The sequence below is a fragment of the Streptomyces sp. AB3(2024) genome (assembly GCF_041862025.1).
Classification (GTDB): domain Bacteria; phylum Actinomycetota; class Actinomycetes; order Streptomycetales; family Streptomycetaceae; genus Streptomyces.
The window spans coordinates 1-25293 of sequence record NZ_JBGWAB010000043.1 but is presented as its reverse complement, the minus strand read 5'-3'; the positions used below and the strand labels follow the sequence as shown (position 1 = coordinate 25293).

The 25293-nt window shown below is 74.4% G+C and carries 20 protein-coding genes; 16 read left to right on the top strand and 4 right to left on the bottom strand.

Annotation, left to right across the window (positions count from 1 at the left end; all coding sequences use genetic code 11):
- The first annotated feature begins 83 nt into the window (after positions 1-83).
- From ACEPPI_RS18750 to ACEPPI_RS18735, 4 genes are all read left to right on the top strand, one after another.
- On the top strand, positions 84-2795 hold the full coding sequence (locus ACEPPI_RS18750) for an FAD-binding and (Fe-S)-binding domain-containing protein (protein ID WP_373916366.1): 2712 nt from the start codon (positions 84-86) through the stop codon (positions 2793-2795).
- Positions 2796-2886: 91 nt separating this feature from the next.
- Positions 2887-3879 carry a DMT family transporter gene (locus tag ACEPPI_RS18745; RefSeq protein WP_373916365.1) on the top strand — a complete coding sequence of 331 codons (993 nt, stop codon included), beginning with the start codon at positions 2887-2889 and terminating at the stop codon, positions 3877-3879.
- 102 nt (positions 3880-3981) lie between these two features.
- Positions 3982-4965, top strand: coding sequence for a GlxA family transcriptional regulator (locus ACEPPI_RS18740; RefSeq protein WP_373916364.1), 984 nt, complete (start codon positions 3982-3984; stop codon positions 4963-4965).
- Between the two features lie 63 nt (positions 4966-5028).
- Positions 5029-5616 (top strand): isochorismatase family protein, encoded by a 588-nt coding sequence (locus ACEPPI_RS18735; protein WP_373916363.1) that lies wholly within the window; start codon positions 5029-5031, stop codon positions 5614-5616.
- 12 nt (positions 5617-5628) lie between these two features.
- Here ACEPPI_RS18735 and ACEPPI_RS18730 read toward each other — a convergent pair whose 3' ends face one another.
- Complete coding sequence (locus ACEPPI_RS18730; protein WP_373916362.1) at positions 5629-7242, bottom strand: CocE/NonD family hydrolase; 1614 nt, start codon at positions 7240-7242, stop codon at positions 5629-5631.
- Between the two features lie 336 nt (positions 7243-7578).
- Between ACEPPI_RS18730 and ACEPPI_RS18725 the strand changes: the two genes are divergently transcribed.
- The 7 genes from ACEPPI_RS18725 to ACEPPI_RS18695 all read left to right on the top strand — a co-directional run bounded on the left by ACEPPI_RS18725 (position 7579) and on the right by ACEPPI_RS18695 (position 16408).
- Positions 7579-8379 (top strand): TIGR03084 family metal-binding protein, encoded by an 801-nt coding sequence (locus ACEPPI_RS18725; protein WP_373916361.1) that lies wholly within the window; start codon positions 7579-7581, stop codon positions 8377-8379.
- Positions 8380-8447: 68 nt separating this feature from the next.
- Positions 8448-10178, top strand: coding sequence for an acyclic terpene utilization AtuA family protein (locus tag ACEPPI_RS18720; RefSeq protein ID WP_373916388.1), 1731 nt, complete (start codon positions 8448-8450; stop codon positions 10176-10178).
- The gene (locus ACEPPI_RS18715; protein WP_373916360.1) at positions 10175-11773 is read left to right on the top strand and encodes an acyl-CoA carboxylase subunit beta; all 1599 of its coding nucleotides are present in this window, start codon (positions 10175-10177) and stop codon (positions 11771-11773) included. The genes ACEPPI_RS18720 and ACEPPI_RS18715 overlap by 4 nt, the downstream gene beginning before the upstream one ends.
- An 8-nt stretch (positions 11774-11781) precedes the next feature.
- Positions 11782-13683: a biotin carboxylase N-terminal domain-containing protein gene (locus ACEPPI_RS18710; protein ID WP_373916359.1), complete on the top strand. Its 1902-nt coding sequence runs from the start codon at positions 11782-11784 to the stop codon at positions 13681-13683.
- Positions 13680-14840, top strand: coding sequence for an acyl-CoA dehydrogenase family protein (locus ACEPPI_RS18705; RefSeq protein ID WP_373916358.1), 1161 nt, complete (start codon positions 13680-13682; stop codon positions 14838-14840). Before ACEPPI_RS18710 ends, ACEPPI_RS18705 begins: the two co-directional genes overlap by 4 nt.
- 216 nt (positions 14841-15056) lie before the next feature.
- A complete protein-coding gene (locus tag ACEPPI_RS18700; RefSeq protein WP_373916357.1) occupies positions 15057-15797 on the top strand; it encodes an enoyl-CoA hydratase family protein in 741 nt (246 codons plus the stop codon).
- Positions 15785-16408: a TetR/AcrR family transcriptional regulator gene (locus ACEPPI_RS18695; RefSeq protein WP_373916356.1), complete on the top strand. Its 624-nt coding sequence runs from the start codon at positions 15785-15787 to the stop codon at positions 16406-16408. Before ACEPPI_RS18700 ends, ACEPPI_RS18695 begins: the two co-directional genes overlap by 13 nt.
- Before the next feature lie 58 nt (positions 16409-16466).
- Here the strand turns inward: ACEPPI_RS18695 and ACEPPI_RS18690 are convergent, their stop codons facing one another.
- On the bottom strand, positions 16467-17573 hold the full coding sequence (locus ACEPPI_RS18690; RefSeq protein WP_030241373.1) for a citrate synthase 2: 1107 nt from the start codon (positions 17571-17573) through the stop codon (positions 16467-16469).
- A 200-nt stretch (positions 17574-17773) separates the two neighbouring features.
- On the opposite strand from ACEPPI_RS18690, the gene pdxH reads away from it, so the two are divergent.
- The 3 genes from pdxH (at position 17774) to ACEPPI_RS18675 (ending at position 20906) form a co-directional block, all read left to right on the top strand.
- Positions 17774-18436 (top strand): pyridoxamine 5'-phosphate oxidase, encoded by a 663-nt coding sequence (pdxH, locus tag ACEPPI_RS18685; protein ID WP_266840823.1) that lies wholly within the window; start codon positions 17774-17776, stop codon positions 18434-18436.
- A 404-nt stretch (positions 18437-18840) separates the two neighbouring features.
- On the top strand, positions 18841-19446 hold the full coding sequence (locus ACEPPI_RS18680; protein WP_373916355.1) for a PH domain-containing protein: 606 nt from the start codon (positions 18841-18843) through the stop codon (positions 19444-19446).
- Between the two features lie 131 nt (positions 19447-19577).
- Positions 19578-20906: a PAS domain-containing protein gene (locus ACEPPI_RS18675; RefSeq protein ID WP_373916354.1), complete on the top strand. Its 1329-nt coding sequence runs from the start codon at positions 19578-19580 to the stop codon at positions 20904-20906.
- Here ACEPPI_RS18675 and ACEPPI_RS18670 read toward each other — a convergent pair.
- A complete protein-coding gene (locus ACEPPI_RS18670) occupies positions 20903-22162 on the bottom strand; it encodes a serine hydrolase domain-containing protein (protein WP_373916353.1) in 1260 nt (419 codons plus the stop codon). The two genes, ACEPPI_RS18675 and ACEPPI_RS18670, sit on opposite strands and share 4 nt — an antisense overlap.
- Before the next feature lie 129 nt (positions 22163-22291).
- Positions 22292-23047: an SIS domain-containing protein gene (locus ACEPPI_RS18665; protein WP_373916352.1), complete on the bottom strand. Its 756-nt coding sequence runs from the start codon at positions 23045-23047 to the stop codon at positions 22292-22294.
- A gap of 267 nt (positions 23048-23314) precedes the next feature.
- Here ACEPPI_RS18665 and ACEPPI_RS18660 point away from each other — a divergent pair, with 267 nt between their 5' ends.
- Together ACEPPI_RS18660 and ACEPPI_RS18655 are read left to right on the top strand one after the other, a co-directional pair.
- The gene (locus ACEPPI_RS18660; protein WP_266840832.1) at positions 23315-24007 is read left to right on the top strand and encodes a metal-dependent transcriptional regulator; all 693 of its coding nucleotides are present in this window, start codon (positions 23315-23317) and stop codon (positions 24005-24007) included.
- Positions 24008-24283: 276 nt separating this feature from the next.
- Positions 24284-25156, top strand: coding sequence for an alpha/beta fold hydrolase (locus tag ACEPPI_RS18655; protein WP_373916351.1), 873 nt, complete (start codon positions 24284-24286; stop codon positions 25154-25156).
- Positions 25157-25293 lie beyond the last annotated feature (137 nt).

Below are 25293 nucleotides of genomic sequence, written 5' to 3'. Positions count from 1 at the left end.
GCGGAGCGTATCGGGTCCCCGACCGACTGTCGGAGGCGCGTCCACCCGATGAGACGCACCCGCGCGGTGGCAGGCTGGGCGCCGTGACGTCACCCGGGGAACTCGAACGGACATTGCGGGCGAACCTGCGCGGGGAGGTGGACTTCGGGGCCGCCGCGCGGGCGCTCGCGACGATGGACGCCTCCAACTACCGGCGCGTCCCCGTCGGGGTCGTCGCCCCGCGCGACGCCGACGACGTGGCCGCCGCCCTCGCCCTGTGCGCGGAGGCCGGCGTGCCCGTCGTACCGCGCGGCGGCGGCACCTCCATCGCCGGACAGGCCACCGGCACGGGCGTCGTCCTCGACCTCACCCGGCACATGGACGCGCTGCTCGCCGTCGACCCCGCCGCCCGGACCGCCGTCGTCCAGCCCGGACTGGTCCTCGACCGGCTGCGCGACGCCGTCCGCCCCCACGGGCTGACCTTCGGACCCGACCCCTCCACCCACTCCCGCTGCACCCTCGGCGGGATGATCGGCAACAACGCCTGCGGCGCCCACTCGGTGGCCTGGGGCACCACCGCCGACAACGTCGCCGAACTCGCCGTCACCGCCTACGGGGGCACCGCGCACCGCCTCGCCCGCGGCTGGGCGGGCGCCCCGGCGGGCCTGCGGGAGCTCGTCGAGGGGAACCTCGCGGTGCTGCGCACGGGCATGGCCCACGGTTTCTCCCGCCGGATCTCCGGCTACGGCGGGCTGGACGCGCTGCTGCCCGAGCGGGGCACCGGCCTCGCCCGCGCCTTCTGCGGCAGCGAGGGCACCCTCGGCGTGGTCACCGAGGCGGTGGTCCGGCTCGTGGAGCTCCCGGCCGCGCCCGTGCTCGTCGTCCTCGGGTACGCCGACGAGGGCGCGGCGGCGGACGCGGCCGCCGGGCTGCTGCCCCACCGGCCGCTCACGGTCGAGGGCATGGCCGAGGACCTGGTCCGCGCCCCCGCCGGGCTCCCCCGGGGCGGCGCCTGGCTGTTCGTGGAGATGCCCGACGAGGGGGCCGCACGGGCCCTGCTGCGCGGCGCCGACGCCCTCGACGCGGCGCTCGTCACCGACCCGGCCGGGCAGCGGGCCCTGTGGCGGCTGCGCGAGGACGCGGCCGGCACGGCGACCCGGATGCCGGACGGCACCATGGCCTGGCCGGGCTGGGAGGACTGCGCGGTGCCGCCCGCGCGGCTGGGCGCGTACCTGAGGGAATTCCGGGCGCTGCTGGCGGCGTACGGGCTGCGCGGAAGCCCGTACGGGCACTTCGGGGAGGGCTGCGTCCACGTCCGCATCGACTTCGACCTGGTCACCCGGGAGGGCGTGGCCCGCTTCCGGACCTTCTCCGAGGAGCTCGCCGACCTGGTCGTGGCCCACGGCGGGTCCCTCTCGGGGGAGCACGGCGACGGCCAGGCGCGGGCGGAGCTGCTGCCGCGCATGTACGGGCCCGAGGTCATCGCGCTCTTCGCGGCGTACAAGGACGTGTGGGACCCGGCCGGCGGGATGAACCCCGGGATCCTGGTCCGCCCGGCCCGCCTCGACGAGAACCTCCGCTTCGCGGTGCTGCCCCGGACCCCCTTCGCCGGGGAGGTGGCCACCTGCGTCGGCGTCGCGAAGTGCCGCTCCACGGAGGTCCGCGGGGCGGGGGTGATGTGCCCCTCGTACCGGGCCACCGGCGAGGAGCGGCACTCCACGCGCGGCCGGGCCCGGCTCCTGCACGAGATGCTGGCCGGGGAGACGATCACCGGCGGGTGGCGCTCGCCGGAGGTCGCCGAGGCCCTCGACCTGTGCCTGGCCTGCAAGGGCTGCCGCAGCGACTGCCCGGTCGGCGTGGACGTCGCCGCGTACAAGGCGGAGTTCCTGCACCGCCACTGGGCGGGCCGGCTGCGGCCCGCCTCCCACTACCTGCTGGGCGGCCTGCCGGACTGGCTCCGCGTGATCACCGCCCTGCGCGCGACCCGGGCCGCGAACGCGGCCGCCCGCCGGATCCCGCTGCCGGGGCTGGCCCGGGAGCGGGCCCTGCCGCCGCTGGCGCCGGTGCCGTTCACCCGGTGGTGGCGCGGGCGGGGCCCCGCCGGGACGCCGTCGCCCGCCGGGACGGTGACCCTGTGGCCCGACACCTTCTCGGAGTACCTGGCCCCCGAGGCCGGCCGCGCGGCGGTCCGGGTCCTGGAGGCCGCGGGCCTCGCCGTCGCCGTCCCCGCCCGCCGCGTGTGCTGCGCACTGACGTACGTCTCCACCGGCCGCCTGGACCGGGCCCGTACGGTGCTGCGCCGCACCCTGGACGCCGTGGGGGAGGTACGGGGGCCCGTGCTGGTCCTCGAACCCAGCTGCGCGGCCGCCCTGCGCACCGATCTCCCGGCCCTGCTCCCCGACGACCCCCGCGCGCACCGGCTCGCGGCGGCCGTGCGCACCTTCGCGGAGACCCTGGAGGAGTACGCCCCGCACTGGAGCCCGCCCCGTCTGGACCGGCCCGTGGCCGGCCAGACCCACTGCCACCAGCACGCCGTCCTCGGCGACGCCGCCGACCGGCGGCTGCGCGAACGCGCGGGGCTGAGCGGGGAGCTCAGCGGCGGCTGCTGCGGCCTCGCGGGCAACTTCGGCTTCGAACCCGGCCACCACGCCGTCTCGGTGGCGTGCGCGCAGGAACAGCTGCTGCCGTCCCTGAGGGCGGCCGCCCCGGGCACGGCCGTCCTCGCCGACGGCTTCTCCTGCCGCACCCAGATCGCGCAGCTGTCCGCCGGCCACCGGGCCCGCCACCTGGCGGAGCTCCTGGCGGAGGCGCTGTGAGGGGGAACTGTGGGCGGGCGCGTCGTTAAGAGCGTGTGGCTGTAAGGCAAAACACGGAGGATTGGTCCTTACGTGCCCTTAGTCTGGATTCATGCCCGCAGCTTCCTCGTCCTCGACGGCCACCCCCGGAACCACCGCTTCCACCACGGCCCCCACGACCCCCGCCACCTTGGCCGCGCCGGCTTCGACGTCGGCCCCGGCCCCAGCCTCGGCCCGGAACCGGTTCGGCCCGGTCGCCCTGGTGGTCTCGGCCGGTGTAGCGGTGCAGTTCGGTGCGGCCCTCGCGGTCACCCTGATGCCGCGGGCGGGCGCCGCGGGCGTGGTCACCCTGCGCCTCGCCGCTGCCGCGCTGGTGCTGCTGGTGCTGTGCCGGCCGAAGCTGCGCGGCTACACCCGCTCGGACTGGGGCACGGTCGTCGCCTTCGGCGTGGCCATGGCGGGCATGAACGGCCTCTTCTACCAGTCCATCGACCGCATCCCGCTCGGCCCGGCCGTGACCCTGGAGGTCCTCGGCCCGCTGGCCCTCTCGGTGATCGTCTCCCGCCGCCTGGTGAACCTGCTGTGGGCGGGCCTCGCCCTCGCCGGCGTCGTCCTGCTGTCCGGGCACGGCGGGGGCGGCTTCGGCTTCGGCTCCCTCGACCCGGCCGGCGCGGCCTTCGCGGTCGGGGCCGGTGCGATGTGGGCCGCGTACATCGTCTTCAGCGCCCGCACCGGCCGCCGTTTCCCGCAGGCCGACGGCCTCGCCCTGGCGATGGCGGTGGCCGCCGTCATCTCGCTGCCGCTGGGCGTCGCGCAGGCGGGTTCCGCCCTGCTCGTGCCGAGCACCCTCGCCCTCGGGCTGGGCGTGGCGGTGCTGTCCTCCGTGCTCCCGTACACGCTGGAACTGCTCGCCCTGCGCCGGCTGCCCGCCCCGACCTTCGCGATCCTGATGAGCCTGGAGCCGGCCATCGCGGCGAGCGCCGGGCTGCTGGTGCTGGGGCAGGCGATGTCGGTGCTCGACGGCGTCGCGATCGCCCTGGTGATCGCCGCCAGCATGGGCGCGGTGCGTTCCCAGATCGGCAAGAAGGCGCGCGCGGCGCTGTAGGCGACGGCGACGTGCGGGGCGCCCGCCCGCCGGCCCGCCCGTGTCCGGATGTGACAGAGAGCCGTCATTGCGGCCGTCCGGCGGCCCCGTGACCATGGACGCATGTCCCCTTCCCACCGCGTCGTCATCGCGGTCTTCCCGGACGTCGACCTGCTCGACGTCACCGGACCGGCCGAGGTCTTCGCCCTGGCCAACTGGGAGAGCGGGGGCCGCGCGGGCTACGAGGTCCGGCTCGCGGCACCCGACGCCGGCCCGGTGCGCACGGCGGCCGGGGTGCGTCTGGTCGCCGATCTGACCTTCGGCGAGGTCGGGGCCGCCGTGGACACCCTGCTGGTGCCCGGCGCGGTGCGGACGGGCCCGGACGGGCCGGTGGCCCGGGTCGACGAGCACGTCGTCGAGTGGGTGAGGGCCACCGCACCGCACGCCCGCAGGATCGCCTCCGTGTGCGTGGGCGCGCACCTGCTCGCGGCGGCCGGGCTGCTGGACGGCCGCCGGGCGACCACGCACTGGTCCACCGCCGCCCAGCTCGCGGCCGAACACCCGCGGGTACGGGTCGACGCCGACCCGATCTTCATCCGGTCCGGCCGGGTGTGGACCGGGGCCGGCATCAGCGCCTGCATGGACCTCGCGCTCGCCCTGGTCGCCGAGGACCACGGCGAGGAGCTGGCGCTCGCGGTGGCCCGGCAGCTGGTGATGTACCTGCGCCGACAGGGTGGCCAGAGCCAGTTCAGCGTGCCGCTGAGCCGGCCCGCGGCGGCACGCAGGGACATCGACGAGCTGCGCCTGTTCATCACCGAGCACCTCGACGGGGAACTGTCGGCGGCCGCGCTGGCCGGGCGCATGTGCCTGAGCGAACGGCACTTCGCCCGGATCTTCCGGCAGGAGACCGGCACCAGTCCGGCCGCCTACGTGGAGGCCGCCCGGGTCGAGGCGGCCCGCAGGCTGCTGGAGACCACCGACGAGCCGCTGGAGCGGGTCGCGGCGGCCACCGGGATGGGCTCGGTGGAAACGCTGCACCGCGCCTTCCGCAAGCAGCTCGACATCACCCCGGCCTCGTACCGGCGCCGCTTCCGCACCGCCTCCTGACCACCCCCGGCAGGCGGGCCCCGTGGCTCCGCCATGCCTCCCCACCGAAAGGAACACCCCACCATGACCGCCTCCGTGAGCCTGCGCGACGTCATCGGCCTCGACAACACGCCGCCCCGCCTGGCCGAGAGCACCCTGGTCCTGATCGACTTCCAGAACACCTACCGCGGCGGCGTCATGGCCCTCGACGGCGCCGAGGCGGCCCTGGCCGCCGGGGCCCGGCTGCTCGCTGCCGCCCGCGCGGCAGGCAGGCCGGTCGTCCACGTCGCGGACGGCGGCTACGACCTCGCGTCCGAGGCCGGCTCCATCAGCGCCGAGGTGGCGCCGGCGGAGGGCGAGCCGGTCGTGGTCAAGCAGGTGCCGAACGCCTTCCACGCCACCGACCTGGAGAAGGTCCTGCGCGACCTGGGCGCCGGCCCCGACCTGGTGCTGGCCGGGTTCATGACGCACATGTGCGTCGCCTTCACCGCCCAGGGCGCCTTCAACCTGGGCTACCGGCCCACCGTCGTCGCCGAGGCGACCGCCACCCGCTCGCTGGCCGCGCCCGACGGCACGGTCGTCCCCGCCGCCGCCCTCCGGACGGCGGCCCTGACCACCATCGCCGACGTCTTCGGCGTCGTCGTCCCCACTGTCGCCGACCTCGCTCCCTGACCTGTACGGGGGTCAGGGCAGGGGCAGGTCCAGGAAGGACGGGGTGGGCTCGGGGGAGGTGAAGGCGAGGGTGGCGCGGGGGAGGTTGGCGTCCCCGTAGAAGGGGTCGCGGGCGGCCAGCACCAGCATCACGCGGTGGCCGGGCGGGACGTCGTAGGCCGTGGCCTGGAGGGCGATGTCCGCGCCGATCAGGCTGTCCGGGGCCGAGTGGAGGTCGCTGAACGGGGCGTGCGTGACCAGGTGCGCCGAGCCGTCGGGCGCCAGGTCCATCAGGTACGCCACGAACGTGGATCCGGGGTTGGCGGCGCGGTAGGTCACCCGGAGCCGGGGAGTGCCGCGCAGCCGGACGGTCTCCGGCAGCGGCGGGGAGGTCCAGACGGCGGCCACCGTACGGTCGACGGCGTCGGCCCGGTAGACCGCCGGCCGGCCGGCCAGCTCCGCGGATCCGGAGCGCACGACCTCGTCGGCGACCCGCACCGGGGTCTCCACCCCGCACACCACCCCGGCCGTCCAGCCCGGCTCGGGCGCTTCGGCGAGTTCCCCGCCGCCGGTGAGGTACAGGCGGCGGATGCGGCGGGTGAGGGAGTTCCAGGTGGGGTGGTGTTCCAGGGTGCGGGTCCACATCACCTCGCCGAGCACCTGTCCCTCGTCGGCGATGCCGTTGTCGACGTCCCGCAGGTGGTGGTCGAACCAGCGGTGGGCGTCGGTCCAGATCCGGTTCGGCAGGCCGAGCAGGCCGGTCGTCTCGCGGCCGGCGTGGTCGCCGACGGAGGCGTCGAGCCGCTTGGGGCCGGTGAGTTCGCCGAACACCTTCAGGGTCTGGTTGGCGGGGAAGAGGGTCTCGTGCCAGGCCAGGGAGAGGAAGACCGGCACCCGGCGGCGGTTGAGCTCCTTGAGGTGGGTGAAGGGCGAGCGCTGCTCCGCCCACCGCAGGTTCTCCTCCGCGTCCCGGCCTGCCAGGACGTTCTCCAGCACCCGCTCGGTCCGCCGGCCCAGCCGGGCGCGGGCCGCCGCCGCGTACAGGGCCTGGACGGCGGCGGCGCGGGCGGTGGAGTTCTCGTAGAGGACCTCCCCGAGGTCGCCCCAGGCGCCGAGCGCCGCGACCGCGTCCACCCGGGCGTCGTGCGCGGCGGCGAGCTGGGCGATGCCCGAGCCGTAGGAGTGGCCCAGGAAGCCGATCCGGGTGACGGGCCCGGCCGTGCGCTCCAGCAGGTGGTCCAGGGCGTGCCCGGCGTCGGCGACGTCGAGCGGCCCGGCGGCGTCCACCTGCCCCTCCGAGGCGGCGAACCCGCGGGTGCTGTAGGCGAGGACGTCGTAGCCGCGCGCCGCGAAGAGGCTCGCCTGGACGGCGTACGTGACCCAGCCCTGGTCCGTCCACGAGGCGGGTATCACCACCACCGGGCGCGGCCCGGATCCGGTGTGCCGCCAGAGCGCGGCGTCGAGCAGGTCTCCGCCCGCGCCGGCCACCTTGCCCCGGCTGAAGACGGCGACGGCCCGGACGGCCGCAACCTCGGCGGCGCGGGCGGGCGGCAGCCCGGCGGGATCGCCGCTCTCCAGGGCAGCGGCGAAGGCGCCGAGGGCCGTCACGTCGAGTTCGGGGTGGAGCGGTAAGGATGCTGCGTTCAAGGCGTTCATCCTCTTCGTCGATGGGCGTGGACGTGGTCGGATGCGGATGCGGATGCGGCTGCGCGAGTGGGCGGGCGGCGGAGCGTTCAGTATCGGCGCGCCGGACGGCGCTGTCCGGGGGCTTCCCGGCGGACGGCCGAAAGCCTCCCCGGCCGGGTGCGGGGGCGGCCGGGGGAGCGGGCGGGTGGCGCGGTCAATGCGTCAACTCGCTCTCACCCGAACGGGTTTGAGGGTGGTGGCGGGAACCGGACGGGCGCTGCAAAAATCATGCAAGCATGCTTGATTGTTTAAACGGAGGCTGCCAGGCTTCCCCTCACGTCGAGAGGGGAGCACACCGTGCCCGATCCGTCCGCCGCCGCCGTCTTCACCGATCTACGGGAGGAGGGCGATGAACTGGACTCCCTCGTGGGGGAGTTGCCCGCGTCCGGCTGGGCCGCTCCCACCCCCGCGAGCGGCTGGACCATCGCCCACCAGATCGCCCACCTGCACTGGACCGACCAGGCCGCGCTGCTCGCCCTCACCGACCCCGACGCCTTCGCGCGCAGGGTCGAAGAGGCCCTGAAGGCCCCCGACTCCTTCGTCGACGAGGGCGCCGAGGAAGGGGCCCTGCTGGCCCCCGCCGACCTCCTCGCCCGCTGGCGCGAGGGCCGCCGCGCGCTCGACGCGGCCCTCGCCGCCGCCTCGCCCGACACCCGCTTCCCCTGGTACGGGCCCCCGATGAAGGCCGCCTCCATGGCCAGCGCCCGCCTGATGGAGACCTGGGCGCACGGCCAGGACGTCGCCGACGCCCTCGGTGTCCGCCGCACTCCCGGCGCCCGGCTGCGGCACGTCGCCCGGATCGGCGTACGGGCCCGCGCCTACGCCTACGCCGTGCGCGGACTGCCCGTGCCCGAAGCGGAGGTACGGGTGGAACTCACCGCCCCGGACGGCCGCGAGGTGTGGGCGTACGGACCCGCCGACGCCCCGCAGCGCGTCACCGGCCCCGCCCTGGACTTCTGCCTGCTGGTCACCCAGCGCGCCCACCGCGCCGACCTCGCCCTCACCGCCACCGGCCCTGACGCCGACCGCTGGCTCGACATCGCCCAGGCCTTCGCCGGCCCCGCCGGCTCCGGCCGCGCCCCGCGGGAAGCCCGGTGAACCGCCGCCCGCTGCGCATCGGCAACGCCTCCGGCTTCTACGGGGACCGGCTCGGCGCCCTGCGCGAGATGCTGACCGGCGGCCCGCTGGACGTCCTGACCGGGGACTACCTGGCGGAGCTCACCATGCTGATCCTCGGCCGCGACCGCCTCAAGGACCCCGGCCTCGGCTACGCCAAGACCTTCCTGCGGCAACTGGAGGACTGCCTGGGCCTCGCGCACGAGAAGGGCGTACGGATCGTCACGAACGCCGGCGGACTCCACCCGGCCGCCCTCGCCGACGCCGTACGGGAACTGGCCGCCAAGGCGGGCGTCCCCGTCGCCGTGGCCCACGTCGAGGGCGACGACCTCATGCCCTACGAGGAGGGCGCGCTCACCGCCAACGCCTACCTCGGCGGCGCCGGGATCACCGCCTGCCTGCGGGCGGGCGCGGACGTGGTGGTCACGGGCCGGGTCACCGACGCGGCCCTGGTCAGCGGGCCCGCCGCCTGGTGGTTCGACTGGGCGCCGGACGCGTACGACCGGCTGGCCGGGGCGGTGGTCGCCGGGCACGTCCTGGAGTGCGGCACCCAGGCCACCGGCGGCAACTACTCCTTCTTCACGGCCCATGACGTGCGCCGCCCCGGTTTCCCGCTCGCGGAGGTCTCCGAGGACGGCTCGGCGGTCATCACGAAGCACCCCGGCACCGGTGGGGCCGTCACCCCCGGGACCGTGACCGCCCAGCTCCTCTACGAGACCCAGGGCCCCCGCTACCTCGGCCCCGATGTCACCGCCCGCCTGGACACCGTCCGCCTCGACCCCGACGGCCCGGACCGGGTGCGGATCAGCGGAGTCCTCGGAGAGCCCCCGCCGCCGACCCTCAAGGTGGGCGTCACCCGCATCGGCGGCTGGCGCAACGAGGTCGTCTTCGTCCTGACCGGCCTCGACGTCGAAGCCAAGGCCGCCCTGGTGAGGGAACAGCTGGCCGGTCCGCTCGCCGGGGTGGAGTCCGCCGACTGGACCCTGGCCCGGACCGACCACGAGGACGCCGCCACCGAGGAGACCGCCAGCGCCCTGCTGCGGCTGGTGGTCCGCGACCCGTCCCCCGACCGGGTCGGGCGCGCCCTGACCTCGTCGGCGGTCGAACTGGCCCTCGGCAGCTACCCCGGCTTCCACGTCACGGCCCCGCCGGGACCGGCCCAGCCGTACGGGGTGTTCACCTCGGCGGCGATCCCCGCCACCCGGGTACCGCACACGGCGGTCCTCCCGGACGGGACCCGGGTGCCGGTGAGTGGGCCCATTCCAGCCCCGCCGGTGTTTGAGGCGCGGGGGTCCGGGGGCGGAGCCCCCGCCGGGTCCGGGGCGGAGCCCCGGGACGGGGGTCCGGGGGCGCAGCCCCCGGTTCCGGGAAGGGGCGGGGTGGGGGAGAGCCCCGCAGGGCCCGCCGCCACCCCAGGGCCGACCACCCGCGCCCCCCTCGGGGCCGTGGCCGGGGCCCGCAGCGGCGACAAGGGCGGCGACGCCAACATCGGCGTCTGGGTCGGCAGCGACGCCGCCTGGGAGTGGCTGAGGGACACCCTCACCACCGACCGCCTCCGCACCCTGCTCCCCGAGACCGCCCCCCTCCCCGTCACCCGGCACGAGCTGCCGAACCTCCGCGCCCTCAACTTCACCGTCCCCGGCCTCCTCGGCGCCGGGGTCGCCTCCGGGCACCGCTTCGATCCCCAGGCCAAGGCCCTCGGGGAATGGCTGCGGGCCCGCCACCTCGACATCCCGACGCACCTCCTGCCGCCGCCCGCCCCGGAGGGGACCCGCCCATGACCCGTCTCGGCACCACCGTCGACCCCCGCTCCCCCGAGCACGCCCTGGCCCGTACCGAGGCCCTGGAACGGCTCGCCGCACTCGACGCCGAACACGCCAAGGCCCTGGCCGGCGGCGGCGAGAAGTACACCGCCCGCCACCGCGACCGCGGCAAGCTCCTGGCCCGCGAGCGCGTCGAGCTGCTCCTCGACCCCGACACCCCCTTCCTGGAGCTGTCCCCGCTCGCGGGGTGGGGCAGCGACTACCCGGTGGGCGCCTCGATGGTCACCGGCATCGGCACCGTCGAGGGCGTCGAGTGCCTGATCACCGCCAACGACCCGACGGTGCGCGGCGGCGCCAGCAACCCGTGGACCCTCAAGAAGGCTCTGCGCGCCAACGAGATCGCCCGCCTCAACCGGCTGCCCTGCATCAGCCTCGTGGAGTCCGGCGGCGCCGACCTGCCCTCCCAGAAGGAGATCTTCATCCCGGGCGGGGCCGTCTTCCGCGACCTGACCCGGCTCTCCGCGGAGGGCGTCCCGACCGTCGCGGTCGTCTTCGGCAACTCCACCGCCGGCGGCGCTTACATCCCCGGCATGTCGGACCACACCGTCATGATCAAAGACCGTTCGAAGGTGTTCCTCGGCGGCCCGCCGCTGGTCAAGATGGCCACCGGCGAGGAGAGCGACGACGAGTCCCTCGGCGGCGCCGACATGCACGCCCGCGTCTCCGGCCTCGCCGACCACTACGCCCTCGACGAGTACGACGCCATCCGCCAGGCCCGCCGCATCGTGGCCCGGCTCAACCACCGCAAGCCGTACGCCGATCCGCCGCGGGCCGCCGAACCCCTCCACGACCCGGAGGAGCTGCTCGGCATCGTCCCGCCGGACCTGAAGACCCCCTTCGACCCCCGCGAGGTCATCGCGCGCATCGTCGACGCCTCCGACTTCGACGAGTTCAAGCCCCTGTACGGCACCAGCCTGGTCACCGGCTGGGCCACCCTGCACGGCTACCCGGTCGGCATCCTCGCCAACGCCCAGGGGGTGCTGTTCAGCGCCGAGTCGCAGAAGGCCGCCCAGTTCATCCAGCTCGCCAACCAGCGCGACATCCCGCTGCTCTTCCTCCACAACACCACCGGCTACATGGTCGGCAAGGAATACGAGCAGGGCGGCATGGTCAAACACGGCTCGATGATGATCAACGCGGTCTCCAACTCCCGCGTCCCGCACCTGTCCGTCCTCATCGGCGCCAGCTACGGCGCCGGCCACTACGGCATGTGCGGACGCGCCTACGAGCCCCGCTTCCTCTTCGCCTGGCCCAGCGCCAAGTCGGCCGTCATGGGCCCCGCCCAGCTCGCCGGCGTGCTCTCGATCGTGTCCCGGCAGTCCGCCGCCGCCAAGGGGCTCCCCTACGACGAGGAACAGGACGCCGGGATGCGCGCCTTCGTCGAGGCCCAGATCGAATCCGAGTCCCTCCCCCTCTTCCTCTCCGGGCGGCTGTACGACGACGGGGTCATCGACCCGCGCGACACCCGCACCGTCCTCGGCCTGTGCCTCTCGGCCGTCCACAACGCCCCCGTCGAGGGCGTCCGTGGCGGCTTCGGCGTCTTCCGGATGTGAGCCCGCAGATGACCATCACCTCCCTCCTCGTCGCCAACCGGGGCGAGATCGCCGTCCGGATCTTCCGCACGGCCCGCGCCCTGGGCCTGGCCACCGTCGCCGTCCATTCCGACCCCGACGCGGACGCCCTGCACGTCCGCGACGCCGACGCGGCCGTCCGGCTGCCCGGCGCCGCCCCCGCCGACACCTACCTGCGCGCCGACCTGATCATCGAGGCCGCCCTCGCCGCGGGCGCCGACGCCGTCCACCCCGGCTACGGCTTCCTCTCCGAGAACGCCGACTTCGCCCGGCAGGTCGGCGCGGCCGGTCTGACCTGGATCGGTCCGCCGCCGGAAGCCATCGAGGCCATGGCCTCCAAGACCCGGGCCAAGGAGCTGATGCGCGCCGCCGGGGTGCCCCTCCTCGACCCCGTCGACCCGGCCGGCGCCACCCTCGCGGACCTCCCCCTGCTCCTCAAGGCCGCGGCGGGCGGCGGGGGCCGCGGCATGCGCGTCGTACGCGACCTGGACTCCCTCAAGGAGTCCCTCGACGCCGCGTCCGCCGAGGCCCTGTCGGCCTTCGGTGACGGCGAGGTCTTCGCCGAGCCCTACGTGGAACGCGGCCGCCACGTCGAGGTGCAGGTCCTCGCCGATGCCCACGGCACCGTCTGGGCACTCGGCACCCGCGACTGCTCCCTCCAGCGCCGCCACCAGAAGGTCATCGAGGAGGCCCCCGCCCCCGGCCTGCCGGCCGGCCTGCGCGACGCCCTGCACACCGCGGCCGTCGCCGCCGCCCGCGCCGTCTCCTACCGGGGAGCCGGCACCGTCGAGTTCCTCGTCACCGAGGACGGCCGCCCGTACTTCCTGGAGATGAACACCCGCCTCCAGGTCGAACACCCCGTCACCGAAGCCGTCTTCGGACTCGACCTCGTCGCCCTCCAGCTGCGCGTCGCCGAGGGAACGGCCCTGCCCGTGACGCCCCCGGAGCCCTCCGGCCACGCCGTGGAGGCCCGCCTCTACGCCGAGGACCCGGCCCGGGACTGGCGCCCGCAGACCGGGGTCCTGGACACCCTCGACTTCCCCACAGGGGTCCGTGTCGACACCGGCTTCACCGCGGGCGACCCCGTCGGCGTCCACTACGACCCGATGCTGGCCAAGGTCGTCGCGCACGCGCCGACCCGCGCCGAGGCGGTCCGGATCCTCGCCCACGCCCTCGCGGGGGCCCGCATCCACGGCCTGACCACCAACCGCGAACTGCTCGTCGGCTCCCTGCGCCACCCGGACTTCGTCTCCGGCCGCATCGACACCGGCTTCTACGACCGCCACCTCGCCGCCCTCACCGAGAAGGCCCCCGACCCCACCCTGGCCGCCCTCGCCGCCGCCCTGGCCGACGCGGCCCCGGAGGCCGACGCCCCCCTGGCCTCCCGCCTGGGCGGCTGGCGCAACCTCCGCTCGCGGCCCCACACCCGCCGCTACACCTCGGCGGGCACGGAGCACGAGGTCGAGTACCACCCGGTGAACCACCCCGGCGTCCGCGTCCTGGCCGCCACGCCCACGCTCGTCACCCTCGAAGTCGACGGCGTGCGGCGCGTGTTCCACGTGAAACGTAATTCGAACACGGTCTACGTCGACTCCGCCCTAGGCGCCCACGCCCTCGTCCCCGTCCCCCGGTTCCCCGATCCACAGGACCGCACCGAACCGGGCTCCCTGCTCGCGCCCATGCCCGGCACCGTCGTCCGCGTCGCCGAGGGCCTCGTCCCCGGCACCGCCGTCACCGCCGGGCAGCCCCTGCTCTGGCTGGAGGCCATGAAGATGGAGCACCGCATCCTCGCTCCGGCCTCCGGCACGCTCACCGCGCTCCACGCCGCCACCGGCCAACAGGTCGAGTTCGGCGCCCTGCTCGCCGTAGTCCAGGAGGAAACGCCACGATGAGCTCCACCCTCGAATCCAAGGAACACAAGGCCCTGCGCGCGGCGGTGGCCGCCCTCGGCCAGAAGTACGGCCGGGAGTACCTCGCCCGTATCGCCCAGGAGGGCGGCCACCCCGACGAGCTGTGGGCGGACGCCGCCCGGCTGGGCTACCTCGGCGTCAGCATCCCCGAGGAGTACGGCGGCGGGGGCGGCGGCATCGTCGAACTCTCCCTCGTCCTCGAAGAACTCGGGGCCGCGGGCTGCCCCCTCCTCATGATGGTCGTCTCACCCGCCATCTGCGGCACGGTCATCGCCCGCTTCGGCACCGAAGCCCAGAAGCGGGCCTGGCTCCCCGGCCTCGCCGACGGCACCCGCACCATGGCCTTCGGCATCACCGAGCCCGACGCCGGGTCCAACTCCCACCGCATCACCACCACGGCCCGCCGCGACGGCGACGAGTGGATCCTCACCGGCCGCAAGGTCTTCATCTCCGGCGTGGACATCGCCGACGCCACGCTGATCGTGGGCCGCACCGAGGACGCGAAGACCGGCAGCCTCAAGCCCTGCCTCTTCATCGTCCCCCGTGACGCCCCCGGTTTCGGCCGCTCGGTCATCGACATGGAACTCCAGGCGGCGGAAAAGCAGTTCGAGCTCACCCTGGACGAAGTCCGCCTGCCGGCGGACGCCCTGGTCGGCGACGAGGACGCGGGCCTCCTACAGCTCTTCGCGGGCCTCAACCCCGAGCGGATCATGACGGCCGCCTTCGCCATCGGAATGGGCCGCCACGCCCTCGCCAAGGCGGTGGACTACGCCCGCACCCGCCAGGTCTGGAAGCAGCCCATCGGCGCCCACCAGGCCATCGCCCACCCCCTGGCGGCCGCCCACATCGACCTGGAGCTGGCCCGCCTGATGATGCAGAAGGCCGCCCACCTCTACGACACGGGCGACGACCTGGGCGCGGGCGAGGCCGCGAACATGGCCAAGTACGCCGCCGCCGAAGCCTGCGTCAAGGCGGTCGACCAGTCCGTCCACACCCTGGGCGGCAACGGCCTCACCCGCGAGTACGGCCTGGCCTCCCTCATCACCGCGTCCCGCGTCTCCCGCATCGCCCCGGTCAGCCGGGAAATGATCCTCAACTTCGTCTCCCACCAGACCCTGGGCCTCCCCAAGTCCTACTGACACGGTCCCGGGGTCACCCGGGCCGGGGGCGGGGACGGGGCGGGGTGTCGTCCGGGACGTAAAACGTGATTTGTTGGCGCGAGGTGCCGCCCGCACACTCTGACGCGGAGGGGGCGCCATAAATCATGCAGTCCCGGACGACACCCCGCCCCGGCACCGGCCCCCCGACCCGCCCGGCCAGGGCACCCGCACCCCGCACACCCCTCCGGAGGAGACATGGCCCCACTCGTGCACGCCGCCGAGGCAACCGGCATCACCACGCTCACCCTCGACTCCCCGGCCAACCGCAACGCCCTCTCCACGGACCTGGTCGCCGCCCTGCGCGCGGCGCTCGCCACCGCCGCGGCCGACCCCGGCACCCGCGCGGTCGTGCTGACCCACACCGGCACCACCTTCTGCGCGGGCGCCGACCTCAAGTCCCCTTGCGAACCGGCCGACTTCCTCGGCCTGCTCCGCGAACTCGCGGAGCTACCCAAGCCCGTCGTCGCCCGCGTCACCGGCCACGTCCGCGCCGGCGGCCTCGGCCTGCTCGGCGCCTGCGACATCGCCGCCGCCGGCCCGCGATCCTCGTACGCCTTCACCGAGACCCACCTCGGCCTGGCCCCCGCCGTGATCTCGATGTCCCTGCTGCCGCGGCTCGACCCCCGAGCCGCGTCCCGCTACTTCCTGACCGCCGAGCCCTTCGACGCCGCCGAGGCGGCCCGCATCGGCCTGCTCACCCTCCACACCCCGGACGACGTGGACACGGCGCTGCGGCCCGTCCTGGACGGCCTGCGCAAGGCCTCCCCGCAGGCCCTGGCCGAGACCAAGGCCCTGGTCACCGCCGGGCTGCGGGAGACCCTGGAGCGGGACGGCGCACGCCTGACGGACCTCTCCGCACGCCTCTTCGCCTCCGCGGAGGCCCGCGAGGGCATCACCGCCCGCTTCGAGCGCCGGGACCCGTCATGGGCACGATGACCGACGACTCCCGCAGCGGCAGCCCCCGAGGCCGCCAGGAACCCAAGCAGGCCCGCAGCCGGGTCACCCGCCGCCACCTCCTGGAGGCGGCGGTCTCCTGCCTCGCGGAGCACGGCTGGGCGGGCTCCACGGTCGGCGTGGTCGCCGAACGCGCCGGCGTCTCGCGCGGCGCGGCCCAGCACCACTTCCCGACCCGCGAGGTCCTCTTCACGGCGGCCGTGGAGTACGTCTCCGAGGAGCGCTCCACCGCCCTGCGCGAACTCTTCCACTCGGCCCCGGCCCCGCGTCATGCGGTCGTCGAGGCTCTGGTCGACCTGTACACGGGCGCGCTCTTCCGGGCTGCGCTCCAGCTGTGGGTCGCGGCCTCCAACGAGGAGCAGCTGCGCCCCCGGGTCACCGAGCTGGAGGCCCGCGTGGGCCGTGAGACGCACCGGATCGCGGTGGAGCTGCTGGGCGCGGACGAGTCGGTGCCCGGCGTACGGGAGACCGTGCAGGGCCTCCTGGACATGGCCCGGGGCCTCGGCCTGGCCAACGTCCTCACCGACGACACGGCCCGCCGGGCCCGGGTGGTCGCCCAGTGGTCCCGGATCGTCGAGGACGCGCTCACGTGACGCACGAGGGCGCCGCACCCGACCGGGGTGCGGCGCCCTCCGCGAACCGGGGGCCGGATCAGGCGGTCTCGGCGATGTCCGCGTAGCCCTCGATGTCGGCGGGGTTGCGGCGCCCCGGCCCGACGTAGCGGGCCGACGGCCGCACCAGCCGCCCGGTGCGCTTCTGCTCCAGGATGTGCGCCGACCAGCCGGCGGTACGGGCGCAGCTGAACATCGAGGTGAACATGTGCGCCGGGACCTCCGCGAAGTCCAGCATGATCGCGGCCCAGAACTCCACGTTGGTCGCCAGCACCCGGTCGGGGCGGCGGGCGTGCAGCTCTTCCAGGGCGGCCTTCTCCAGGGCGGCGGCGACCTCGTAGCGCGGGGCGTCGAGCTCCTTGGCGGTGCGCCGCAGCACGCGGGCGCGGGGGTCCTCGGCGCGGTAGACGCGGTGGCCGAAGCCCATCAGCCGCTCGCCCTTGTCCAGGGCCTTCTTCACGTAGGCCACGGCGTCACCGGTGCGCTCGATCTCCTCGATCATGCCGAGGACGCGCGAGGGCGCCCCGCCGTGCAGCGGCCCGGACATCGCGCCCACGGCGCCGGAGAGCGCCGCGGCGACGTCGGCGCCGGTCGAGGCGATCACCCGGGCGGTGAAGGTGGAGGCGTTCATGCCGTGCTCGGCGGCCGAGGTCCAGTAGGCGTCGACGGCCTTGACGTGCTTGGGGTCGGGCTCGCCCCGCCAGCGGATCATGAACCGCTCGACGACGGACTCGGCCTTGTCGATCTCGCGCTGCGGCACCATCGGCAGGCCCTGGCCGCGGGCGGACTGGGCGACGTAGGACAGCGCCATGACGGCGGCCCGCGCCAGGTCGTCGCGCGCGGTCCGCTCGTCGATGTCCAGCAGCGGTTTCAGGCCCCAGACCGGCGCGAGCATGGCCAGCGCGGACTGCACGTCCACACGGATGTCGCCCGAGTGCACGGGGATGGGGAAGGGCTCGGCGGCCGGCAGGCCGGGGTTGAACGCACCGTCGACCAGCAGGCCCCACACGTTCCCGAAGGAGACGTGGCCGACCAGGTCTTCGATGTCCACCCCGCGGTAGCGGAGCGATCCGCCTTCCTTGTCGGGCTCGGCGATCTCCGTCTCGAACGCGACGACACCTTCGAGTCCGGGTACGAAATCGGACATCAGGCGGCTCCTCAGATAGTGCGAACACGCGCGGTTCCCGGCGTGATTCGCGGTCCGGCGCGGTCATCCCCGTTGATGCCCGGCACGGCCGATGGTCATCCGTGCGGGGACCCTCGGACCGGCCCCAAGATTTTGTCCGCTCCGCCTGGGGTTCGGAAGCGTGACATACGGCACACCCCCGGGTGCCGTCCTGCGGCAGGATGGCCCGCGTGACCGATCAGGACCTTGACCCCGCCGTCATGCGCAAGCAGTACCGCTCCGAGATCGTCGAGGAGGGGAGCCTCGCCGACACCCCCATGGCGCAGTTCGCCCGCTGGTTCCAGCAGGCCGCGGACGCGCACGTCTTCGAACCCAACGCGATGGTCGTCTCGACGGCCACGCCGGAGGGCCGCCCCAGCTCCCGCACGGTGCTGCTGAAGCAGTTCGACGAGCGGGGCTTCGTGTTCTTCACGAACTACGGCTCCCGCAAGGGCCGCGAGATCGAGGCGAACCCGTACGTCTCGCTGCTGTTCCCCTGGCATCCGATCGCCCGGCAGGTCGTCGTCACCGGCACCGCCTCACGGGTCGGCCGCGACGAGACGGCCGCCTACTTCCGCTCCCGCCCGCACGGCTCCCAGCTCGGCGCCTGGGCGAGCGAGCAGTCCCGGGTGATCGGCTCGCGGGCGGAGCTGGACCGCCGCTACGCGGAGCTGGAGGCCCGCTACCCGGAGGGCGAGCAGGTCCCGGTGCCGACGGAGTGGGGCGGGCTGCGGGTGGAACCCGATGCGGTGGAGTTCTGGCAGGGGCACGAGAACCGGCTGCACGATCGCCTGCGCTACGCCCTGGAGGGCGGGAAGTGGCACGTGGAGCGCCTCTGCCCCTGAGGGCGGGCCCATCCGGGCGGTACGGGGGATCGGCGCGACGGGGGATCGGCGCGGGACATGCAGACGACCCGCGGGCTCGGGTTCCTCTCCTGCAGTGAGAGGAGCCGGCCGGACGTACCGGCGAGCCCGCGGGTCGGGTGACTGCTTGGGATTGGCGCTCGGCGATCCCGCCGGGCACCGCACTGGGTGCGTGCGACGACGGGCGCTTAGCCCGCAGCCACCTCACGCGTCCGGTTTCCGTACATTTCGGGAACCACCTCCCTTCTCGTGTACGGCAGAGCCTAGGCCTCCTGCCGGAGGTCCTCAACCCTATTTATCGGAGCCCGATCGACCCCCTCAACCACCCTTCTTTCAGGGGTGGTTACTCCCTACACTGGCTCTCCGCCATCGGGGGAGGGGTGTGCATGAGCGCCGAGCTGCTGCCGCGCGACTACCGGATCGGGTCCCGGCAGATGTCCGCCGCGTACGTCGCGGTCGGCATCGGTACGCCGGGCGTCGTCCTGTCCGTGCTCAACCTGGACGACGTGCCCGCCGGGGTGAAACTGGTGCTCATCGCGGTGGTCCTGGTCCTCTTCGGCTGGCTGGTGTGGGCCTCCAAGCGCTGCGCGACCTCCGCCGACCTCAAGGGCGTGCGGGTCCGCCGCTTCACCGGGAGCCGCCGCCTGGCCTGGGAGGAGATCCAGGAGATCCGGGCCGTGCCCAATCCGAGCGCCGCGATGAACAAGAACCAGCCGCGCGTGATCTCGTACGCCTACGACTCCGCGGGCCGCCGCGTCCAGCTCATGTACGTGGACGACAACCATGTCGACGTCACGCGCGAGATCGGCCTGCTGCGGGCCGCTTGGGAGGAGCTGCGCGGGACGGACTGGACCTCCGATCCGCAGGCGCTGGCCCGCATGGAGCGGCAGGTGGTCCGCGAGGGCCGGATGATGGCGGGGATGCTCTGGGGCTGCGGGATCTTCTTCGTGGCCTTCGTCGTCGTGCTGGTCATCGTCATCACCAGCGGCTGACGGGCCCGGTGGCGGCCGGACCGCCCGACCGGACATTCCGGGATGATTCCGGGAAGTGGGTGTGGTGTGGGTCACGTTCCAGTTCAATGATCTGACGTGCCGCACACGCGAACACCTGCAGGGGGTGCCAGGTGAGTGCTTCCGGACGTTCCGATACCGCCGACGATCTGCTCGCAGCGCTGCTCGACGGGATGGACGCCGCCTTGTGCGCGTTCGATTCCGACGGCGTGATCACCCACTGGAACCGCGAGGCCGAGCGGATCCTCGGCTGGACCGCCGCCGAGGCGGTCGGCCGCCGGGGGTTCGCCGGATGGGCGGCGCGCGCCGCCGACGCGGACGACGTGCAGGAGCGGCTGATGTCCGCCCGGCACGTGCCCGGCCGCCAGGTCCACGAGTTCGCCCTGCTGACCAAGGAGGGCGGGCGGATCCTCGTACGGACCCAGTCCGCCGGGGTGCCGGGCGCCGACGGGAAACCGGCGGGCGTCTACTGCGCCTTCAGCGAGGTGCACGCCCAGATCGACCTGGAACGGTCCATCGCCCTCAGCGAGGCGCTGATGGACGACGCCTCCTGGGGCGTCGTCCTCGTCGACGTCGACCTGCGCCCGGCGGTGGTCAACACGCACGCCGCGCGCGCCTTCGGATCCGGGCGCACCGCACTGCTCGGCCGTCCGCTCGGGGAGCTGCTGGCGCAGGGCGTCGAGGAACTGGAGGGCGCGCTCCAGCACGTCCTGGCCGAGGGGGCGCCGCCGGCCCCGCTGGAACTGTGGGTGTCGGTGAAGACCCCGGAGGGCGTACGGCGGCGCTGCTGGCGCTGCGGGTTCCTGCGGCTGGCCTCGCCGCTCGCGGAGGAGCCGGTGCCGCTGGGGGTCGGCTGGCTGTTCCAGGACGTCACCGAGGCCCGGCAGGCCGAGCTGGACACCGGGCAGTTGCGCTTCCGGGCCAACCAGCTGCACCGGGCGGGGCGGGCCGCCGCCGAGTGCGAGGACCCGGCGGAGGCGGCCGCCGTCCGGCTGGACTTCGCCCTGGCCGGCTTCGCGGACCACGCGCTGGTCGACGTACTGGAAGCGGACGGGCCCGAGCGGCGGCGGCTCGTCCGGTCGGGCGCGTCCCCGTCCGGGCTGGCCCTGCTGCTGCCCGGACCGGGCGCGATCCCGGTCCGCTACGAGGCGGCGCACCCGGCGTTCCAGGCCCTGGACCGGATCGGCCCCGTCCGGGCCAGCGCCCCCGCCCCCGGCGCCGACCCGGACGGGAACTGGGCCCGGACCCGCCGGTGGCCGGCCGGGGCGACGCACGCGCTGTGCACGGTCCTGCGCAGCCGCAGCCGCACCCTGGGCACCCTCACCTTCCTCAGGGGCCCCTCCCGCCCCGCCTTCGACCGTACGGACGCCCTGTACGCGGAGGAGGTGGCGGCCCGCGTCGCGGCCGACCTCGACCTGGCAGCGGGCCACCGCACCGGCTAAGGAGTCCTGTCGCCCGTCGGGGCGGGGGCGGGAGGGCCCCAGACGTGTTCCGGGGTGACGATCGTCGTCACGGCGCGCGCGACCTGGCCGCTGAGCGAGCCGCCCCGGTCGATGTCGGAGTTGACCAGGACCACGAGCGTGCCCCGGAGCGCGCCCTCGTTCCCGGGGAGCCCGACGGCGATCGTCTCGTAGCCGGGCAGTTCGCCGTTGTGCCCGACCCAGCCGCTGAACTCGGCGATCCCCAGCCCGTACGAGACGTCGGGGACGCCCGTCGGCCGCAGGCGCATCCGCTGCGCCTGCGTCGCCGGGTCCAGCAGCTTTCCACCGACCAGCGCGGGCACCCAGGCCCGCAGGTCCTCCAGGTCGGAGGTCATCGCCCCGGCGGCCCAGCCCCAGGACGGGTTCCAGTCGGTGGCGTCGGTGACGGCCCCGCCCGGGCTGAAGTCCGTGTAGCCCCGGGCGTGCGGTTCGGGGAACTCGCTGCCGGACGGCAGGGCGGTGGCGGACAGCTTCACCGGGTCGAGCACGTGCTCGCGGAGGTAGCCGGCCAGCGGCTGCCCGGAGACCTTCTCCACCAGCAGGCCGAGGAGCACCGTGTTGGTGTTGCTGTACTGCCACTTCGCGTCCGGGGCGAAGTTCGGCGGGTGGGCGAAGGCGTAGCCGAGGACCTCCCGCGGGGTGAAGGCGCGGTGCGGGTCGGCGCGCAGCGCGTCGAGGAACTCCGGGTCCTCGGTGTAGTCGTTGAGCCCGCTGCGCATGCCCGCGAGCTGGCGCACCGTGATGTGCTCGCCGCCGGGGACCCCGTCGACGTACGCGGAGATGGGCTCGTCGAGGCCGACCTCGCCCCGGTCGACCAGCTGGAGGACGCCGGTGACGGTGAAGGTCTTGGTGACGCTGCCGATCCGCGTGTACATGTCGGTCTTCACGGGGGCGCGGGTCCTGGTGTCGGAGACGCCGAAGGCCTTGACGTACGCGCCGCGGCCGGGGATCCACAGGCCCACGGTGACGCCCGGGGCGCCGGTCTTCTTCATGACGGCGGTGATCGCGGCGTCGAGGCGGTGGACGGTCGCGGGGTCGAAGGCGTCGCGTGCGGGGGCGGTGGCCGTCACGGGGGCGGCCGGGGCCGGGGCCGGGGCCTGGGCGGTTCCGGTACCGGCGAGGGCCAGCAGGAGGGCGGCGGCGCAGGCGGCGGGGGCGACCGCGCGACGGGTGCGGGGGACGGGGGAGACGCGGGGTGCGGGGCGGGGCGGGCGCATGGGGGCACCTCCGGTGCACGGGCCCCGAGCGGCGGTCACTCCATCGTAGGAAGCCCCGCCGCCCCGGGCGACCCGCGACCCGCAGGCATCCCGTGCTCCCGTCCCGCGCCGTGCCCCGTCCCGCGCCCCTCAGTGGCGGAAGAAGATCCGGTCGCCGTACTCCCGCATCACGCGGCCGTTCCACTCGTGGCCGCCGTCCACGTTGCCCGAGCGCAGCATCGGCGGCTCCAGGCCGCGCGCGGCGATCTCGCCGGCCGCCGCCGCCATGACCGCCTGCATGATCGCGCTGGTCACCACGGTGGAGGCGGGGGCGAAGGGGGCGTCGATGCCGTCGGCCGTCAGCTCGGCGTCGCCGACCGCGATCTTGCTGTCGAGGACGATGTCGCAGTGGTCCTTGAGGTACGTGCCCGATACGTGCCGGGACTTGGTGCCCGTCGCGTAGGCCACCGAGGTCACCCCGATGACCTTGAGGCCGATGGCCCGCGCGTTCATGGCCATCTCGACCGGCAGCGCGTTGCGGCCCGAGAGGGAGATGATCACGAGGACGTCGCCGTCGGAGGCGGGGCTGCTGTCCAGCACCGCGCCGGCCAGGCCGTCGACCCGCTCCAGCGCGCTGCCCAGGGTGGCGGGCATGACGTCGACGCCGGCGGTGCCGGGGACGGCCAGGAAGTTCATCAGGGCGAGGCCCCCCGCCCGGTAGACCACGTCCTGCGCGGGCAGCGAGGAGTGTCCGGCGCCGAACGCGAACAGCCGCTTCCCGCCCGCGACGGCCTCCGCGATCACCGCCCCGGCCTCGGCGATCCGGGCCCCCTCCTCGTCCCGGACCCGCTCCAGCAGGCCGATGGCGGCGTCGAAGAACTGCCCGGCCAGCTTGCTCTCGCTCATACGCCGAAGGCCCTTCCAGAATGGGGTGCGGTGGGTACGTCGTCGGTGTCCGCCGCTCACCGTGCGGTCTGGACCAAGGGCCTGTCAATACGGACGTCAATCCGTGGACCAAAGCCCTGGTGCGCGTGCGTGCGCCGTTCCCGGGGAGTACCGCAGGGGTTTCCGGGAGATGTCCCGTACATGCCTTGACGCTCGGCGCGGGACGGTTGTCGGCCCGATGCGTCAGAATTGGGGACAGGGCCAGCGCACGCAATCCGAGGGGCACGAATGTCCGGACTGATCGACACCACGGAGATGTATCTCCGCACCATCCTGGAGCTGGAAGAGGAAGGTGTGGTCCCCATGCGCGCCCGGATCGCCGAGCGGCTGGACCAGAGCGGCCCGACGGTGAGCCAGACGGTGGCGCGCATGGAGCGCGACGGCCTGGTGGCCGTCGCCAGCGACCGGCACCTGGAGCTGACGGACGAGGGCCGCAAGCTCGCGACGCGGGTGATGCGCAAGCACCGCCTCGCCGAGTGCCTGCTCGTCGACGTCATCGGCCTGGAATGGGAGCAGGTGCACGCCGAGGCCTGCCGCTGGGAGCACGTGATGAGCGAGGCGGTGGAGCGGCGGGTGCTGGAACTGCTGCGCCACCCGACCGAGTCGCCGTACGGGAACCCGATCCCGGGGCTGGAGGAACTGGGCGAGAAGGCCGAGGCCGATCCGTTCCTGGAGGACGGCATGGTCAGCCTGTCGGAGCTGGCCCCTGGCAGCGAGGGCAAGACGGTCGTCGTCCGCCGGATCGGGGAGCCGATCCAGACCGACGCCCAGCTGATGTACACGCTGCGCCGGGCGGGCGTACAGCCCGGTTCGGTGGTGAGCGTGACGGAGTCCCCGGGCGGGGTGCTGGTCGGCAGCGGCGGCGAGGCCGCCGAGCTGGATGCCGACATCGCCTCGCACGTCTTCGTCGCCAAGCGCTGACGTCCGCCGTACGGGGCGGGGTCGTGTGAAGGGTCCCGGCGCCTCACGGCGCCGGGACCCGTCCTCCCCCGGTTGACCTGGAGCCCCGAGCTCTCAAGGTCATCCCCTTCGGACCGTCTTCCCCGAGCGGCCCGCCTCCCTGTGGAAAGGATCTCCATCGGCAGCGGCCGCCAATCCTTGAGCAAGGTCACTCGAAAGAGCGGTGTTGTCGGCGAGACGCCCGGTTTCGAATGCGGGTTCGATAGTCTGGCCGGGAGCGAAGGGGGTGCATCTGCGGTGGTACAGCGCATCGATGTGACGGGGGCCGACGGCGTCCGCCTTGCCGCCTGGGAGTTCCGCGAACCGCCCGCGGAGCCGCGGCATCCGCCGGTCCTGTTACTCCACGGCCTGATGGGCCGCGCCCTGCACTGGGCCGGCACGGCGCGCTGGCTCGGCGAGGACCGCCGGGTCGTGGCCCTGGACCAGCGCGGGCACGGCCACAGCGAGCGGCCGCCCGCCGGCACCGATCTCCGCGGGGCCCTGGGCCGCGAGGCCTTCGTGGCCGATGCCGAGGCCGTCATCGAGCGGCTCGGCCTCGCCCCCGTGGTCCTGATCGGCCACTCCATGGGCGCCCTCACCGCGTGGCAGCTCGCGGCCCGCCGCCCCGATCTCGTCCAGGCCGTGGTCATCTGTGACATGCGGGCCTCCGCGCTCGGTGAGGCCTCGCAGCAGGAATGGGAGGAATGGTTCCGGCGCTGGCCACTGCCCTTCCCCACCCAGGACGCCGCCCGCCGCTGGTTCGGCGAGGACGATCCCCGGGTGGAGCGCCCCGACCCCGGCCGCGGTGCCTTCTTCGCCGAGGTCATGCACCGTGCCCCGGACGGCTGGCGCCCGCTGTTCTCCCGCCACCAGATGCTGACGGCCCGCGCGACCTGGGTCCACGACGCCCACTGGGAGGAGCTGGCCCAGGTCAACTGCCCCACCCTGGTCGTCCGCGGTCTCGACGGCGAGCTGGGCCGTGCGGAGGCCCAGGAGATGGTCCGCGTCCTCCCGGCCGGCCGGTACGCCGAGATCCCCGATGCCGGCCACTACCTCCACTACGACCAGCCGGCCGCCTGGCGGGCCGCCCTGGAACCGTTCCTGGAGTCCGTCACGGCCGCCGCCCCCTGAGGCCCGCCCGTCACGTCACGGCTTCCCCCCCCCCGTTACCTTTTTTGTGGCTCCGCAATGGGGCTACCGGCCTTCGGGTCCGGCATGACTTCCCCCCCTTGTTGCGGTTGATGATCCGGGGGGTGGTGTCACCGGGC

Coding starts and splice junctions, on each gene's coding strand:
- ACEPPI_RS18670 (WP_373916353.1), bottom strand. CDS start 22,162: ATGCGCCCGCCCCGCCCCGCACCCCGCGTCTCCCCCGTCCCCCGCACC.
- ACEPPI_RS18710 (WP_373916359.1), top strand. CDS start 11,782: ATGACCATCACCTCCCTCCTCGTCGCCAACCGGGGCGAGATCGCCGTC.
- ACEPPI_RS18700 (WP_373916357.1), top strand. CDS start 15,057: ATGGCCCCACTCGTGCACGCCGCCGAGGCAACCGGCATCACCACGCTC.
- ACEPPI_RS18660 (WP_266840832.1), top strand. CDS start 23,315: ATGTCCGGACTGATCGACACCACGGAGATGTATCTCCGCACCATCCTG.
- ACEPPI_RS18705 (WP_373916358.1), top strand. CDS start 13,680: ATGAGCTCCACCCTCGAATCCAAGGAACACAAGGCCCTGCGCGCGGCG.
- ACEPPI_RS18695 (WP_373916356.1), top strand. CDS start 15,785: ATGGGCACGATGACCGACGACTCCCGCAGCGGCAGCCCCCGAGGCCGC.
- ACEPPI_RS18740 (WP_373916364.1), top strand. CDS start 3,982: ATGTCCCCTTCCCACCGCGTCGTCATCGCGGTCTTCCCGGACGTCGAC.
- pdxH (WP_266840823.1), top strand. CDS start 17,774: ATGGCCCGCGTGACCGATCAGGACCTTGACCCCGCCGTCATGCGCAAG.
- ACEPPI_RS18735 (WP_373916363.1), top strand. CDS start 5,029: ATGACCGCCTCCGTGAGCCTGCGCGACGTCATCGGCCTCGACAACACG.
- ACEPPI_RS18720 (WP_373916388.1), top strand. CDS start 8,448: ATGCTGACCGGCGGCCCGCTGGACGTCCTGACCGGGGACTACCTGGCG.
- ACEPPI_RS18715 (WP_373916360.1), top strand. CDS start 10,175: ATGACCCGTCTCGGCACCACCGTCGACCCCCGCTCCCCCGAGCACGCC.
- ACEPPI_RS18665 (WP_373916352.1), bottom strand. CDS start 23,047: ATGAGCGAGAGCAAGCTGGCCGGGCAGTTCTTCGACGCCGCCATCGGC.
- ACEPPI_RS18745 (WP_373916365.1), top strand. CDS start 2,887: ATGCCCGCAGCTTCCTCGTCCTCGACGGCCACCCCCGGAACCACCGCT.
- ACEPPI_RS18690 (WP_030241373.1), bottom strand. CDS start 17,573: ATGTCCGATTTCGTACCCGGACTCGAAGGTGTCGTCGCGTTCGAGACG.
- ACEPPI_RS18680 (WP_373916355.1), top strand. CDS start 18,841: ATGAGCGCCGAGCTGCTGCCGCGCGACTACCGGATCGGGTCCCGGCAG.